Source organism: Ruegeria meonggei (assembly GCF_042768335.1).
In the GTDB taxonomy this organism is placed as follows: domain Bacteria; phylum Pseudomonadota; class Alphaproteobacteria; order Rhodobacterales; family Rhodobacteraceae; genus Ruegeria; species Ruegeria meonggei.
Map to the genome: position 1 here is coordinate 2,557,142 of NZ_JAXHBT010000001.1, position 14,131 is coordinate 2,571,272.

A 14,131-nucleotide genomic window follows, 5' to 3' on the forward strand; every position below is an offset into this window, starting at 1 on the left:
GTAATGTCCGAGCCTACGCCTGAGCAGGAGACCGAGCGTCCAACCTCGCTGGGGATATACGACAAGCCTGTGCGGTCTTCGGTGACCGAGATCGAGATCGTCGCGATTGCGCTCAGCCTGATCTGGCTGGTTGTGTCGGTGGTGTTTCTTGTCCTGCCCGACAACGCGCAGGGCGGTGGGTTTGTGGTGACCATGCTGGCGGTGTTCATGCCGGTGGCGATGATCTGGGTTGCCGCCACAGCCATGCGTGCCAGCCGTATCATGCGCGAGGAAAGCACTCGTCTGCAGACCGCGATTGACGCGATCCGTCAGGCCTATGTCCTTCAACAGCAGCACGCGGCCATTTCCAATGAACCGGGGGTCAGCAAAAAGCTGGATGAAATTGCGCAAGCCGCAAAGAAAACCGAAAGCGCGCTGGCCACGTTTTCGACCAAACGCACCGAACCTGCACGGAACGCCGCTCCAAGTGCCACCGGCGACCAGACAACGCTGGCGCTGGGTACCCAGGCCGGCGATATTGCGCCGCCCCTTGGCACCGATATCTTCATACGCGCGCTGAACTTTCCCGAAACGCAGGACGATACCGAAGGGTTCGACGCCTTGCGACTGGCGCTGAAGGACCGCAAGACCGCGCAGCTGGTGCAGGCGTCGCAGGATGTTCTGACCCTGCTAAGCCAGGAAGGAATCTATATGGATGACCTGCGCCCCGACATGGCCCGGCCAGAGATTTGGCGCCAATTTGCACAAGGCGCGCGCGGGCGGTCCGTTGCGGCACTGGGCGGGATCCGCGACAGGTCTTCGCTGGCGCTGACAGCGGGACGGATGAAGCAAGACCCGATTTTTCGCGACGCCGCACATCATTTCCTGCGCCGCTTCGATCACATGATTGTCACGTTCGAGCCCGAGGCCAGCGATGCCGATCTGACAGCCCTGGGCGACACCCGTACCGCGCGGGCCTTCATGCTGCTGGGTCGAGTGGCCGGGACGTTCGACTAAAGTCCGAAACTGCCATAAGGAATGAACCGGACCCTGTCGCCCGGTTTGATATGGCGCGCGCCGTCTTCGATCTCGACCAGGCCTTCGGCCCAGCTGAGACCGCTGATCCGGCCCGACCCTTCCGAGGCGAACACCTCGGCCTGGCCATCGCGGATGCGGGCGCGCAGGTATTCGCGACGCCCCGGTTTCTTACGTTTCTCAAAAGCGGCTGGCAGGTCGAAGCCCTGCGGGTTCCGCCAACCTTCACCAGCCATCAGGCCCAATGCAGGGCGGGCGAATATCAGGGTACAGACCAGCGCCGCCACAGGGTTGCCGGGCAGCCCAAAAACAGGCGTGCCATTCCACATGCCCAGCGCCAGGGGGCGTCCGGGTTTCAGCGCAATCCGCCATTCCTGCATCGCGCCCGCCTGCCTGAGTAACGCCGAGACATGATCTTCATCGCCGGCCGAAGCCCCGCCACTCGTCAGGATCACATCCGCCTGTCCGGCAGCGGCATTCAGACAGTCGCGCAGGACGTCCCGGTCATCGGCGACACGCCCCATATCCAACGGGCAAAACCCCATTCTTTCGATCAGCGACAGCAACATGGGCCGGTTGGCATCAAAGATCTGCCCCGGGCCAGCGGGCGCGCCGGGTTCGACCAATTCATCCCCGGTGGACAGGACCGCCACCCGCAGGGCCTGACGCACGGCAACCTCGGCAATCCCGGTGGCCGATAGCAGAGCCAGATCAGCGGGCGTCAGTTTGCGCCCGGCAGGCAACACCAGTTGTCCTGCCAATACATCCTCGCCTGCGTTGCGCGTGTTGGCACCCTGCTTCAGGGGTCCGTGAAAGGCGATATGGCCGTCCTGCACAGTCACGTCCTCTTCCAGAATGACCGTGTCGACGCCATCGGGCAGCGTAGCTCCGGTCAAAACCCGCAGGGCATGGCCCGGCGGCACCGCCCCGTCAAACGGAATGCCTGCCGCTGCGCGCCCCGCGTGCAGAGGTAGGACCTGCGCACCATCCAGCGCGGCTCCGGCAAAACCATACCCATCCACCGCCGTGTTGGGCTGTGGCGGGTTGGACCGGTTCGCGTAAATGTCCGCAGCCAGAATCCGGCCTGTAGCCTGGGTCAGAGGCGTGATTTCACTGGCCGCTACCACCGTTAGCCGCTGTTGCAGCAGGTCCAGCGCCTCATCCACCGGCGTCCAGTTCACCCCGGCCGGGAGGGCGAAACAATCGTTGCGCAGTGGCGGCGGTTTGATGTCCGGTTTGCTCATAATCCCACCTCACTCAGGATGAAATCCGCGATTGCGCCTGTGTCGTTCAGATCAAAGACCGGGTGGTCTATCTGCAGCAGGGTATCGCTGGCCACGGCGCGGATTGTGTCATTGTCCGGGGCGATCAGAGCGTTCCCGGCCTCGGCGCGATACGCCTCGATCTTGGGGTGGGATTCGCGTTTGAACCCTTCGATCAGCACCAGATCAACAGAAGACAATCGCGCCAATAGATCAGCCAAGGATGGCTCAGGCGCGCCACGCAGCTCTTGCATAATTGCAATGCGTTGAGCCGAGGCCAACAGCACCTCGGAGGCGCCTGCCGCGCGGTGGCGGAAACTGTCGGTTCCGGGCTGGTCGACGTCCACGCTGTGATGGGCGTGTTTCACGGTCGAAACCGTAAAGCCGCGCCCGGTAATCTCGGTCACCAACCGCTCCATCAGCCCGGTCTTGCCTGCGTTTTTCCACCCGGTGACGCCGTAGACCCTCATGCCTGCTCCAACAGCTTTTGCGCCCGCGCCAGGTCGTCGGGTGTATTGACGTTGAAGAACGGATCGAAGGGATCGGCCGGGAACAGCGCCTCGCGCCCGTCATGTCTGTCGGTCCACAGCACAACCTTGCGCAGCCCGTCATTCAATGCCGCCCGCAAATCATCGCGCAGCGCCACCGGCCAGAGGCCAAAGGTCGGGTGCCGGTTGACCCGCTTACCGCCGCCGGATTTCAGCGCCTCTTCCCCGGTGCGCGGCGTGGTGGCCAGAACCAGCGGATGAGTCTGCCCCCTTGCAGTATCGACCAGTCGCGCCACCAAATCGCGGGGGAAAAACGGCGTGTCCGCAGCGGCGGTGACGATGCTATCGGCCCCCTGCTTGGCCGCCCAATCGAGCCCGGCCAGCACACCCGCCAAAGGACCGGCAAAGCCTTCGATCGTGTCGGGTAAGATAGGCAGGTCCAGATCGGCGAACCGTTCCGGGGCACCATTGGCGTTCAACGCAAGCCCGCTCACCTGAGGCGACAGCCGGTCGATCACATGGGTCAACAAGCTTTGCCCGCCAAGCTGCAACAGCCCTTTGTCGCCTCCACCCATCCGAGTGGCCAGACCGCCCGCGAGGATAACACCGAGAGGGCGGGTCATTGAACCGCCTCCAGCTCAGGCCATTTCCTGAATTTCTCTGTGGGTAGGAAAACCAATATACCAACGGCCAGCCCGAAAACTGCAAACCAAAAACTCTCGGGCCATCCGGTATATTCGGCCACGTCGAGACTCAGCCGGTGGTAAGCTGGCAAAAACACAACGACGGCCCCAACAATTAATACAAGACCAAAACAACGACGATAGGTTCGCGCCGCTTTTCTAACCTCGTCGGGTATCCCTGGAAACTCTGGCAGGCCGCGCACCAAAACCCGCTGAAGTGCAAGCGCTTGTTGTTGAAACAACGCCCCCCATGCCTGCCAACCCAGGCGAAATGGTGCGCCGATGTTCCATCTGCTGAAGTACTCCTCTGGCTGCCACCCCAGACGGTCGCGCAAAATGACGTCCAGTTGTGCCATCCCCTCAATAACTGCGCGCTTGGACCGCTCGTGGACCCAGAGAACAAAGATCATCAGAGGCAGCAAGCTGCAGGCTGCGACGAATAAAACCAAGGCTCCGAAGATTTCAAAAATCATCCCGCGCTCTTTCGTCGGTGTTTCTCATCCTCAACCGCCACACTCGCCGGGTCCACGTCGCGCAGCAGGCGGTCCTCTCCCGCAAGGCACACAAACCGCTGGCCACGCATGCGGCCGATCAGGGTCAGGCCAACCTCGCGCGCGATCTCGACGCCCCAGGCAGTGAAGCCGGATCGGGATGCCAACACCGGGATGCCCATCATCGCGGTCTTGATCACCATCTCGGATGTCAGACGGCCGGTGGTATATAGGATTTTGTCCTCCGCTCCCGCGCGTTCGGACAGCATCCAACCGGCGATCTTGTCGACGGCGTTGTGGCGGCCCACGTCCTCCATATAGACCAGAGGGCGGTTTTCGCGGCACAGCACCGTGCCGTGGATCGCACCAGCCTCAAGGTACAACGACGGGGTGCGGTTGATTTTGGCAGCCAGCTCATAGAGCCATGAGGTTCGGACCTGCACCTGCGGCAGGCGCACGTCCTCAAGCCCCTCCATCATGTCTCCGAACACGGTACCCACGGCGCAGCCGCTGGTGCGGGTCTTTTTCTTGAGCTTGTCCTCATAGGATGTCTCGCGATCGGTACGGACCACAACACTTTCCAGATCATCGTCGTAATCGACGCGGGTGATCTGGTCGTCGTCCAACAGCATGCCCTGATTGCGCAGAAAGCCCAACGCCAGATATTCCGGGTAATCACCGATGGTCATCGCAGTTACGATTTCCTGCGAGTTGAGGAAAATCGTCAGCGGTCGTTCTTCGACCACCGAGATATGGCTGACCGCACCGTTCTGGTCCACGCCATCGACCCCTCGGGTCAGCCGTGCCGCACCGGGGTCGGGGGCGATGAGGTAGTCCGTGACATCCAGTTCCGTGGCCAATTGCAACCCTTTCCCAAGATCGCTACTGCTGCTGGCAACACCATAGGAATTTGCCATGGCAGACACCACATCCAAGTCATACTTCTGGAAGGGTTTTCGCGACGGGTCCCCTTTCATCTTTGTGGCGATCCCTTTTGGCACCTTGTTCGGCGTTTTCGCGACCGAGGCCGGACTGGACATCGTCCAGACCATCGCCTTTTCCGCAACTGTCTTTGCGGGGGCCGCACAATTCACCGCGCTACAGCTGCTGCAGGACAATACGCCCACTGCGATTGTGCTGGCTTCGGCACTGGCGGTGAACCTGCGGGTGGCGATGTATTCTGCCTCACTGACACCGTTTCTGGGCGCCGCGCCGATGTGGCAAAGAGCCTTTGCCGCCTATCTGACTGTGGATCAGTCTTATGCCTGCTCGATCATGCAATTCGAAAAAGAACCGAAGATGACCGTGCCACAGCGCATGGCCTATTTCTTTGGTTCAGTCACACCGATCACGCCCTTGTGGATATTGGCGACCTACCTGGGGGCGGTGCTGGGTGCGCAAATTCCTGAAAGCTGGGCACTGGATTTTGCCCTGCCGATTACATTCCTGGCGATGATCGGCCCGATGATGCGCACGATGGCGCATGTGGTTGCGGCATTTGTCGCCATCATCGTTGCCCTTCTGACCGTTGCTGTGCCGTTTAATCTGGGCCTGCTGATCGCCGGTGCCGCCGGCATGATCGCCGGCGCTCAGGCCGAGCTGATGCTGGAGCGGAGAAAGACATGAGCCAGATCGACCCGACCACCATGTGGATCGTTATTATCGGGCTGGCCATCGGCAGCTTTGCCCTGCGCTTTGTCTTTATCGGCTTTGTCGGGGATCGTCCGATGCCGCCCTGGCTGCTGCGGCATCTGCGTTATACGGCTGTGGCGATCGTCCCGGCCCTGATTGCGCCGCTGGTGGTCTGGCCAACTGCAACTGACGGTCAGCCGGACCTGCCACGCATGGCCGCGGCCGCTGTTGCCCTGGCAGTCGGGGTCATCACCAAGAACGTGATTGCGGCCATTTTCACGGGCGCTGCAACACTGTACGGGCTGCTATACCTATTGGGATAAGGTCGCGTCCTGCTGATTCAGGCGGGCGTTGCTGGCGGCCAGGCCTTTTTGCAGGTCGGCATCATCGTTTTCGCGGTACTCAGTGGTGACAACGCCTGGTAGCTGGCCGAACTGCTCGGACAGTTTAACCGGGTAGAAGGTCACATCAATTTGCTCGAACCCCGGCACCTGTTGCAACAGCTTGGCTGTCGAGTTGGCACAATACGCCCCCGGAACCGGCCCCATCTGCTTGGCCAGCTGCAGGGCGATTTCGGCCTGTTGCGGGCTGACTTCGATTGTCTGGATACGCGCATAATGTGTCTCGCGCGCATGGCTGCTGCGATAGGCGCGCTCGACATTGGGGGTGATGCCATACAGCACATCATCCTTGATCGGCACCACATCTGCCCGGAACGACCCAGCAGGGTCAAAGATCACTCTTTCACTGCCGCCAATCATCAGCGAGGTATGCGCCCCCGAGCCGGTCCGGGTGCTGATCATGGTATACAGCGTCAGCGTAGATGGTCCCGGATCGCGATAGGACCGGGTCACGATTTCAGACTGATCCGCCTGTGGTCGCTGCGAACCTGTGCAGCCTGCGACAGTTGCTGCCAGCAGGCAGGCAATCAAAATCCTGATCACGGCAGACCCCGTTCTGGATTAAGCGGCGAAAACCGCCAGGAACAGGCAAAAAAAGGCGATTGCAACCACACACCAGGTGGTGGCCTTTACGAAACCGTTGAAGGTTTTTGTTTGGACGTCAATGTCCATGTCGCCGTGCTTATGTTCAGCCATGACTGTCAGAATCCTAATTCGCGTGTTTGAGATGTTGGATAATCGAAAACAAACGGCCTGTCACCACGTCATTCGCGCGCAGGGGCCAGCGGCTGCAACATCGAGCAGTTCGGATAGCCAAACCCCCAGCGCCAGGGCAGACCGGAACAGGGGGCACCTCCAAGACGCACCGCCGCAAACATAGCCTCAGCCGTGATGGAATGCGCCGAACGGATCTGATCGGGCGTCATGTCATACCGGTCGGCGTATTCTTCGGCATGCGTTTCGCCGTGCTGCATGACACAAGCGCGCAAGGTATCATCCGCAGACAGGCGCGCGTCATAGCTGGCCTCGGCCTGCGCTGCACCGCCGGCGTTGTGATAGGCGCGGTCATGGATAACGCAGCAGCCCTCCCACGGGGGATGGGCATCATAGAGCGCTCGGAATTTTGGGAAGGTCCTGGCTACAAAACGCCAGCTGGAAGACAGACCACCCGAACACCCGTCTGTTTCAAAAGAGATCAACCCGGCATCCCCCCGCTGTGCGAACAGGGCGCGATGGGCGGGCAACTCGATCCCGCGCAGAAAGTCCTGCGCGGTGGCCGGGGTGGCCAGCAGTGCCAGAGCGAGGATCAGCTCAGGGGCTTTCATCGCGCATCGCCTGTGTGTCGATCGACATGCCAAAGGTGGTCGCCAGCCACAGCAACAATCGTTCCGCCGGGCCCATTTCGGCGCGCACCCGCAGCACTTCGTTGGCCATTGCCGGGCGGTCGGTGATCAACCCGTCCACCCCCATCGACGCCATCGCCGACATTTGCAGCGGATCATTCACCGTCCAGACATAGATATCCTTGCCTGCTGCCTGAACCGAACGCACCAGCCCCGGCGTCACCATTGCCGCGTTGACGGCGACAAAGTCGCCCTCCAGCCCGGACAGATCACCCACCGCCGTTGCGGCTAGAACCCCGGCGCGCCAATCGGGACGCAGCGTTTTCATCTTTTGCACCGCCGGGTATTTCAGCGACATGGTGGCGATGTCGTCCTGCATGCCGAACTCTTCGACCAGCGCGATTACGCGGTTCTCCAGATCTACGTCATGGCCATAGTATTTCAGCTCGATGATGACCTTGGCCTTGCCCTTGGCCGCCGCCAACACGTCGCGCAGTGTCGGGGTGCGTTCGTCACCATATTCAGGACCGTACCAGCTGCCGATATCAATCCCGGCTACGTCTTCCATGGTGGCGTCCCAGACCTTGAGGTTCACACCCGCCAATTTCATGAAGTCGCTGTCATGGGCGACAATCACCACGTCATCAGCCGTTTCCTGTACGTCGATTTCGACCCAATCGGCTCCGTCTTCGATGGCCTTAAGCACTGACGCCATGGTGTTTTCCGGACGCAGCGCAGCGGCCCCCCGGTGACCTATGACCTCGGCCCGGTCCGGCGCCTGTACCCGCTCCAGCAAGGTTTGCCCGAACCACAAACCAACCAGCACAGCCACGGCTGCAGCGCTTACGACGGCGAAAACCGGTATGCGAAGACTGCGCGGTTCGGGATGCGGTGGCTCTTCGGTCCTGATCTCAAAGAAACCGTCCAGCACCACCGCTAGCGCGCCCAGCGCCGTGGCGGCCAGTACCAACCCGGCCAGAGACCACACTGCCGCAACCAACAGGCTGTAGGTCAATGCCAGACGCAAGTGACTGGCACCCTGAAGCGGCACCATCGCAAACAATAGCCCCGCGACCCACGCGATCAGGGCGGCGATGACAAAACGCACCCCCAGCCAGAGCGCCAGTTCAATCTTGAGGCGTCCGCGTTTGCCCTCCATCCGGCTGGTGCTGATACCAAACGCATGCGCCGGGTGAACCGTTTCGAACAACACCAGATGCAGAGACAGCGCCCAGGCTGACAACCGTCGGATCAGCACCCAGGCCATGGCTAGGCCTATCGCTCCGATCAGCACAACGGCGATCCAGAAAGATGGCGGATGGAAGGTCAGGTAATAGTTGATGTCATATTCGGTCAGGCACCACCACGCGATCAGCGCCGCGACCGCCGCAAACGGCAGGATCAGCAGCAGAACCCGCAACACAAAGCGCACCGCAAAGCCAAACAGCGCAGGCAAGCGCGACAGGATCAGGCCAATCGCCGAACTGCCCGCGCGCCACGGATCGGGTTCCCCCATCCGCAATGATCCGGCCATGACCGAAAAGACAAACACCTCGGCCAGCAGAAACAAGCTGAGCACGGCAATGGCTGCGACAAAACCTGCGGGCGACAGAATAAAGGCTGCGATGGCCTGATCCGTCAGTGCGGTCTGATCCGACAGCCTGACCGCCAGATTGACTGTGACAGCAACGCCTGGAGCAATCAGGGCCACCAGCAGCAGACGTACTGCGATGTAGATCGGCACAAAGACACGACGGCGCGCCCATGCGCGCCTGTAGGCTGTTGTAACGGCTGAAAAACTGCTCACACGGCATCCCCTTGAATGATCCAATCATTCAAGGCTGCGCAGACGTGAATTGCAAGTCAGGCGATCAGCTTTCTTCCAGATCTGCCGCCAACCGGAATCCGATACGGTTGGCGGGTTTATCCTCGACCGTTTTTGGCAGCGCGCGCAACATTACGTTCAACTGGCTGACATGCTGCACCAGCTGCGTCCGCGCACCGGTCGCGTCCGAGCCGTAAAAAGTGATGATATCTGGGTCGAAGTACCCCATCCCCTCGATCCGCATTACACCAGCATCGCCTCCGGTGAACCCCATGGCAACTTCCTGATCGCCATCCAGCGTCTTTTCGAAGTTCTGGATGTAAAGGATCAACCGCTCATACGCCCATTGTGCCGGGCTTTTTGTTGCAACGGGCTTTTGCAAAGGTTCGGGCAATTCTTTGGCGCCAGATTTCGCATCCGGGTTGGAATGCACTTCATAGCACCGGGGTAGTGCTGCAGATTCTGCAGCCTCGGCCGATGTTTCGATCTGATCCTGCATGGCTTTACCCTTTGCGCTGAAACTCCCAAGCCCCGTCCGCGCGGCGCGTTCGGGTCACAGTTCCAATGTGGTAAAGATGGTTCAGATGTGCAACCGCCTCGACCAAAGCCAGCCCGTATTCACCGTCGCCGATCTGACGTTTGAACAGCGGCACAAAGCATTCGGCCGCAGTTTTGGGTTGCTCCAGATAGTCCTGCAGACGCGCCAGCGCGCCGTGGTGATTGTCGATCAGTTGCTTCATCCGCAGTGGCAGGCCAGTGAAGGGCAGCTTATGCCCGCCCAGCGCCAGTTGATCGGGTCGGGCCAGGGTTTGCAGCCGCTCACAGGCCTCAAGCCATTCAGCGACCGGATCGGCCAGCGGTTCGGTGACATAAACACCCAGGTTGGGACTGATCGAACCGAGGATCTGGTCCCCTGTGATCACGAGATTGTCGTCGCGACTCCAGAAAGTTGCATGCTCAGGGGCGTGGCCGTTGCCCATATGAACGTCCCAATCGCGCCCGCCCATGCGGATAACACTGCCCTGCTTAATCCGGGTAAAGCCCAGCGGCATTGGATAGACCGTGTCGCAGAAATTGAAGGGCCGCTCGGTCATGCGCTTGGCCAGAAACGCCGCGTCCATCCCGGCGCTGCGGTAATAGTCCAACGTTTCCTGCGGCCAGGTTTCCTGCACGTCCAGTTGCAGCATCCGCGAAAACAACCAGGCGGTGCGCGATGTCACCAGCTCGGCCCCATGTTCAGACTGAAACCAACCCGCGTTGCCGACGTGGTCGGGGTGGTGATGGGTCACCACCACCCGGTTGACCGGTTTCCCAGCCAGAGGACCCGCCAACAACGTGTCCCAAATGCGCCGGGTTTTGTTCGAAGACAGCCCCGTATCGATCAGCGTCCACCCATCGCCGTCGTCCAGCGCATAGATATTGACGTGATCCAGCGCCATGGGCAACGGCAAGCGCATCCACAGAACCCCTTCGGCGATCTCGACCGCTTCACCCGATGCCGGAGGCTCGGGCCAAGGGTAGCGGATCATCAAAGGGGTGTCTCCGTCCATTACGCCGCCAGTTCCTCGGCGCTGAGGGCATAGACATCGTCCGCCCCGTTCTGTGCCTGCACCAAGAGACCAGCATATTCCGGCAGCAGCGCGTTGATGTAAAACCGCGCCAGTTTGAACCGGGGGCCGTCGGTTTCCGCCAACGCCGCCTTCAGGTGGAAATGCGCGCCCAGAACGCGGGCAAAGGCATTCAGGTAAGGTACAGCGCCTGCGAAACGGACATTCATGTCGCCCTGCGCTACAATCCACTCGGTGGTTTCGCGCAGGCTTTCGGTGGCTTCCCAGACTGGTCCGGCCAGATCCGGCAGGGTTGCACGAGCCTTTTCAGCGTGATCCTCGATCTCGTCCAGCAGACGCGCGGCGGCTTCGCCACCATCCATCATCTTGCGCGCCACCAGATCCATGGCCTGAATGCCGTTGGTGCCTTCGTAGATCGCGGTCACGCGGACATCGCGGTAATACTGGGCCGCGCCGGTTTCTTCGATAAAGCCCATGCCGCCGTGGACCTGAACACCGGTCTCGGACACGCGCATGCCGGTCTCGGTGCCGAACGCCTTGCCAATCGGGGTCAGCAGCGCGGCACGTGCCACCCATTCAGGGTCACCCGTGGCGGTCGCCATGTCGATGGCCGCAGCATTTGCCAGCATGATCGCGCGGGCCGCGAAGGTGTCGGCGCGCATGCTCATCAGCATCCGGCGCACATCCGCATGGTCGATGATCGTGCCAGAAGGCGTCTTGCCCTGTTTCCGCTCAAGCGCATAAGCCAAAGCGTGCTGATAGGCGCCTTCGGCCGCGCCGACGCCCTGACCGCCCACACCCAGACGGGCGTTGTTCATCATGGTGAACATCGCAGCCATGCCGCCATGTTCCTTGCCCACAAGCCAACCCTTGGCCCCGTCATACTGCATCACACAGGTCGGAGAACCATGCAGACCCATCTTATGTTCCAGCGAGACGACCTTGAGATCGTTGGCCACGCCGGGATTTCCATTTTCATCCGGCAGGTACTTGGGCACCAGAAACAGCGAAATCCCTTTGGTTCCCGGCACCGCACCGGGCAGGCGCGCCAGTACCAGATGGCAGATGTTTTCAGCGAAATCGTTGTCGCCCCACGAGATATAGATCTTTTGGCCTGACACCGCATAGGTGCCGTCGCCATTGGGTTCCGCCTTTGAGGTCAGCGCGCCCACATCCGATCCGGCCTGCGGTTCGGTCAGGTTCATGGTGCCCGACCACTCACCCGCCATCATCTTAGGCAGGTACAGGGCCTTCAGCTCATCGCTGGCGTGATGTTCCAATGCCTCGATCTGGCCTTGTGTCATCAGCGGTGCCAATTGCAGCGACAGACAAGCAGCCGACATCATCTCGTTCACGGCGGTGGTCAGGGTCATCGGCAGACCCATGCCGCCATATTCCGGATTGCCGCTCATCCCGATCCAGCCCCCTTCGGCAATCGCTTTCCAGCCGTCGCCATACCCGGGTGAGGTGCGCAGTACGCCGTTTTCCAGACGTGCAGGCTCCAGATCACCGGGGCGCTGCAAAGGGGCCATCACCTCTTCGCACATTTTGCCGGCCTCATTCAGGATCGCGCTGACGACGTCTTCGCTGGCGTCTGCGAATTTCTCGGTCGCCGCGATCTGATCAAAGCCGACCACGTGACGGAACAAAAGTTCATAGTCGGAAATTGGCGCACGGTAAGGCATGGGTTCCCCTAGGGTTGTCTGTTCGGTTTTTCGCTGGTGGGGTTGGAAAATACAATACCCACCTCTATGCATGCTTGATTACTCAATTAACTAGTCAGCCCAATGGTACAAGCAATCAAAACGCGGCGTCACCTCAGATGATCTTAAATGGCACCTTGGATTTGGCCGCTGATCTGGGCGGAGTCGCGAAGGCCGCGGATTTCCTGCGGCAGGGCCTGCTGGTCGCCTTCGCCACCGAAACCGTCTATGGCCTGGGCGGCGATGCCCGCAACAGCGATGCGGTAGCCGGGATTTACCACGCCAAGGGTCGGCCCAGCTTTAACCCGCTGATCGCTCATGTCGCCTCGGTCGAAGCAGCACAACGGTTCGTCGAATGGTCCGACCGGGCCGAGGCGCTGGCCGCAGCCTTTTGGCCCGGACCTTTGACCCTGGTGCTGCCATTGCGGGCCAATCATGGCATCTCACCACTTGTTACGGCAGGGCTGGATACGCTGGCCGTTCGGGTGCCCGCCCATGGGACGGCGCGTGCCCTGCTGACGGCGTTTGACGGGCCGGTGGCGGCCCCCTCGGCCAATCCATCAGGCCAGATCAGCCCGACAACCGCTGCGCACGTTCGTGCCGGTCTGGACGGGCGTATAGCCGCCATCCTGGATGACGGTCCCTGCGGTGTGGGGTTGGAATCCACCATCGTCGGACTGGCGGGCGAGCCCGCGCTGCTGCGCCCCGGTGGTGTGGCGCTGGAACAGATCGAAACGGTTCTGGACGCACAGCTGCACCTCCACCAGGCCAGCGACATGCTGACCGCGCCGGGGCAGCTGCAATCCCACTATGCCCCGGACGCACCAGTGCGATTGAACGCGGGAACCCCGCAGGGCGATGAGGTTTTGTTGGGCTTCGGCCAAGTCAGCTGCGACCTGAACCTTTCAGAGGACGGAAACCTGACCGAGGCTGCGGCCAACCTGTTTTCCGCTTTGCACAGGCTCAACAGCATGGGCCGTCCAATTGCCGTGTCACCGATTCCGGATCATGGGTTGGGCGCTGCGATAAATGACCGCCTGCGCCGTGCAGCCGCGCCGCGTGACAGCTGATCAGGCGCGCCCGGCACTGGCCGACAGGGTCAGCGGATCGACACCCAGCGTTGCCAGCGCAGCCGCCCACTTTTCGTCATCAGGCACGTCATACACCAGTTTCTGAGTGGCCTCGGTCGTCAACCAACCGTTCATGGCGATCTCGTCCTCAAGCTGACCGGGACCCCAGCCGGAATAACCCAGCGCCAGCGTCGAATTCAATGGCCCCCGCCCCGAGGCCAAATCCTCGAGCACGTCCAGCGTTGCGGTCATGCTGAAATCGTCTGAGATTTGCATCGAATGCAGGTTGGCCTCGTAATCGGCGCTGTGCAGAACAAAGCCGCGCGACATCTCGACCGGGCCACCAAAATGGACCAGACGTTCGCCGACAACAGGAATGCGGCAAGCAATGTTCAACTGACCCAGCAGGGTTTTGATCCGCAAATCAGACGGTTTGTTGATGATGAGACCCATCGCCCCGTCATCCCCGTGGCTGCACATGAAAACCACCGAATGATCAAAGCGCGGATCCCCCATACCGGGCATCGCAATCAACAGTTTTCCGGTAAGGTCCATGAGCCGTCATCTCTTGCAAAGCACAGTGCAACAATGACCCTTGGGTACAGCAATTGGCAAGGGATCAGCGCATATTTCCGCAGATTTCATTCGGGT

General features: G+C 60.9%; 17 protein-coding genes. 4 read left to right on the plus strand and 13 right to left on the minus strand.

The window, feature by feature from the left end:
• The first annotated feature begins 3 nt into the window (after window positions 1-3).
• Window positions 4-996, plus strand: coding sequence for a hypothetical protein (locus SJY13_RS12580; protein ID WP_377191303.1), 993 nt, complete (start codon window positions 4-6; stop codon window positions 994-996).
• On the opposite strand, the gene SJY13_RS12585 is transcribed toward SJY13_RS12580, so the two are convergent.
• The 5 genes from SJY13_RS12585 to SJY13_RS12605 are packed head-to-tail and all read right to left on the minus strand — an operon-like array spanning window position 993 to window position 4,804.
• Window positions 993-2,258: a molybdenum cofactor synthesis domain-containing protein gene (locus SJY13_RS12585; protein WP_377191304.1), complete on the minus strand. Its 1,266-nt coding sequence runs from the start codon at window positions 2,256-2,258 to the stop codon at window positions 993-995. The two genes, SJY13_RS12580 and SJY13_RS12585, sit on opposite strands and share 4 nt — an antisense overlap.
• Window positions 2,255-2,746 (minus strand): molybdopterin-guanine dinucleotide biosynthesis protein B, encoded by a 492-nt coding sequence (gene mobB, locus SJY13_RS12590; protein WP_377191305.1) that lies wholly within the window; start codon window positions 2,744-2,746, stop codon window positions 2,255-2,257. Before mobB ends, SJY13_RS12585 begins: the two co-directional genes overlap by 4 nt.
• Window positions 2,743-3,387 (minus strand): molybdenum cofactor guanylyltransferase MobA, encoded by a 645-nt coding sequence (gene mobA / locus SJY13_RS12595; RefSeq protein WP_377191306.1) that lies wholly within the window; start codon window positions 3,385-3,387, stop codon window positions 2,743-2,745. The genes mobB and mobA overlap by 4 nt, the downstream gene beginning before the upstream one ends.
• Window positions 3,384-3,920 (minus strand): hypothetical protein, encoded by a 537-nt coding sequence (locus tag SJY13_RS12600; RefSeq protein WP_377191307.1) that lies wholly within the window; start codon window positions 3,918-3,920, stop codon window positions 3,384-3,386. The genes mobA and SJY13_RS12600 overlap by 4 nt, the downstream gene beginning before the upstream one ends.
• Complete coding sequence (locus tag SJY13_RS12605; RefSeq protein ID WP_377193633.1) at window positions 3,917-4,804, minus strand: formate dehydrogenase accessory sulfurtransferase FdhD; 888 nt, start codon at window positions 4,802-4,804, stop codon at window positions 3,917-3,919. Before SJY13_RS12605 ends, SJY13_RS12600 begins: the two co-directional genes overlap by 4 nt.
• Before the next feature lie 49 nt (window positions 4,805-4,853).
• Between SJY13_RS12605 and SJY13_RS12610 the strand changes: the two genes are divergently transcribed.
• A complete protein-coding gene (locus SJY13_RS12610; RefSeq protein WP_377191308.1) occupies window positions 4,854-5,564 on the plus strand; it encodes an AzlC family ABC transporter permease in 711 nt (236 codons plus the stop codon).
• A complete protein-coding gene (locus SJY13_RS12615; RefSeq protein WP_377191309.1) occupies window positions 5,561-5,893 on the plus strand; it encodes an AzlD domain-containing protein in 333 nt (110 codons plus the stop codon). The genes SJY13_RS12610 and SJY13_RS12615 overlap by 4 nt, the downstream gene beginning before the upstream one ends.
• On the opposite strand, the gene SJY13_RS12620 is transcribed toward SJY13_RS12615, so the two are convergent.
• The 7 genes from SJY13_RS12620 to SJY13_RS12650 form a co-directional block, all read right to left on the minus strand.
• On the minus strand, window positions 5,882-6,514 hold the full coding sequence (locus SJY13_RS12620; RefSeq protein WP_085822959.1) for a hypothetical protein: 633 nt from the start codon (window positions 6,512-6,514) through the stop codon (window positions 5,882-5,884). The two genes, SJY13_RS12615 and SJY13_RS12620, sit on opposite strands and share 12 nt — an antisense overlap.
• A gap of 18 nt (window positions 6,515-6,532) precedes the next feature.
• Window positions 6,533-6,667: an aa3-type cytochrome c oxidase subunit IV gene (locus SJY13_RS12625; RefSeq protein ID WP_085822960.1), complete on the minus strand. Its 135-nt coding sequence runs from the start codon at window positions 6,665-6,667 to the stop codon at window positions 6,533-6,535.
• Window positions 6,668-6,735: 68 nt separating this feature from the next.
• Entirely contained in the window at window positions 6,736-7,296 is a 561-nt protein-coding gene (locus SJY13_RS12630) for a hypothetical protein (RefSeq protein ID WP_377191310.1), read from the minus strand.
• The gene (locus tag SJY13_RS12635; RefSeq protein WP_377191311.1) at window positions 7,283-9,121 is read right to left on the minus strand and encodes a glycerophosphodiester phosphodiesterase family protein; all 1,839 of its coding nucleotides are present in this window, start codon (window positions 9,119-9,121) and stop codon (window positions 7,283-7,285) included. Before SJY13_RS12635 ends, SJY13_RS12630 begins: the two co-directional genes overlap by 14 nt.
• A 64-nt stretch (window positions 9,122-9,185) precedes the next feature.
• Window positions 9,186-9,638: a DUF6173 family protein gene (locus SJY13_RS12640; protein WP_377191312.1), complete on the minus strand. Its 453-nt coding sequence runs from the start codon at window positions 9,636-9,638 to the stop codon at window positions 9,186-9,188.
• Window positions 9,639-9,642: 4 nt separating this feature from the next.
• Window positions 9,643-10,668: an MBL fold metallo-hydrolase gene (locus tag SJY13_RS12645; RefSeq protein ID WP_377191313.1), complete on the minus strand. Its 1,026-nt coding sequence runs from the start codon at window positions 10,666-10,668 to the stop codon at window positions 9,643-9,645.
• Between the two features lie 20 nt (window positions 10,669-10,688).
• Window positions 10,689-12,392: an acyl-CoA dehydrogenase gene (locus SJY13_RS12650; RefSeq protein WP_085822965.1), complete on the minus strand. Its 1,704-nt coding sequence runs from the start codon at window positions 12,390-12,392 to the stop codon at window positions 10,689-10,691.
• Between the two features lie 137 nt (window positions 12,393-12,529).
• On the opposite strand from SJY13_RS12650, the gene SJY13_RS12655 reads away from it, so the two are divergent.
• On the plus strand, window positions 12,530-13,480 hold the full coding sequence (locus SJY13_RS12655) for an L-threonylcarbamoyladenylate synthase (protein WP_377191314.1): 951 nt from the start codon (window positions 12,530-12,532) through the stop codon (window positions 13,478-13,480).
• Here the strand turns inward: SJY13_RS12655 and SJY13_RS12660 are convergent, their stop codons facing one another.
• Window positions 13,481-14,035 (minus strand): YqgE/AlgH family protein, encoded by a 555-nt coding sequence (locus SJY13_RS12660; protein WP_377191315.1) that lies wholly within the window; start codon window positions 14,033-14,035, stop codon window positions 13,481-13,483. It abuts the gene before it with no gap.
• Window positions 14,036-14,131: the final 96 nt, after the last annotated feature.

Coding starts and splice junctions, on each gene's coding strand:
- SJY13_RS12580 (WP_377191303.1), top strand. CDS start 4: ATGTCCGAGCCTACGCCTGAGCAGGAGACCGAGCGTCCAACCTCGCTG.
- SJY13_RS12645 (WP_377191313.1), bottom strand. CDS start 10,668: ATGATCCGCTACCCTTGGCCCGAGCCTCCGGCATCGGGTGAAGCGGTC.
- mobA (WP_377191306.1), bottom strand. CDS start 3,387: ATGACCCGCCCTCTCGGTGTTATCCTCGCGGGCGGTCTGGCCACTCGG.
- mobB (WP_377191305.1), bottom strand. CDS start 2,746: ATGAGGGTCTACGGCGTCACCGGGTGGAAAAACGCAGGCAAGACCGGG.
- SJY13_RS12630 (WP_377191310.1), bottom strand. CDS start 7,296: ATGAAAGCCCCTGAGCTGATCCTCGCTCTGGCACTGCTGGCCACCCCG.
- SJY13_RS12625 (WP_085822960.1), bottom strand. CDS start 6,667: ATGGCTGAACATAAGCACGGCGACATGGACATTGACGTCCAAACAAAA.
- SJY13_RS12615 (WP_377191309.1), top strand. CDS start 5,561: ATGAGCCAGATCGACCCGACCACCATGTGGATCGTTATTATCGGGCTG.
- SJY13_RS12600 (WP_377191307.1), bottom strand. CDS start 3,920: ATGATTTTTGAAATCTTCGGAGCCTTGGTTTTATTCGTCGCAGCCTGC.
- SJY13_RS12660 (WP_377191315.1), bottom strand. CDS start 14,035: ATGGACCTTACCGGAAAACTGTTGATTGCGATGCCCGGTATGGGGGAT.
- SJY13_RS12585 (WP_377191304.1), bottom strand. CDS start 2,258: ATGAGCAAACCGGACATCAAACCGCCGCCACTGCGCAACGATTGTTTC.
- SJY13_RS12610 (WP_377191308.1), top strand. CDS start 4,854: ATGGCAGACACCACATCCAAGTCATACTTCTGGAAGGGTTTTCGCGAC.
- SJY13_RS12655 (WP_377191314.1), top strand. CDS start 12,530: ATGATCTTAAATGGCACCTTGGATTTGGCCGCTGATCTGGGCGGAGTC.
- SJY13_RS12650 (WP_085822965.1), bottom strand. CDS start 12,392: ATGCCTTACCGTGCGCCAATTTCCGACTATGAACTTTTGTTCCGTCAC.
- SJY13_RS12640 (WP_377191312.1), bottom strand. CDS start 9,638: ATGCAGGATCAGATCGAAACATCGGCCGAGGCTGCAGAATCTGCAGCA.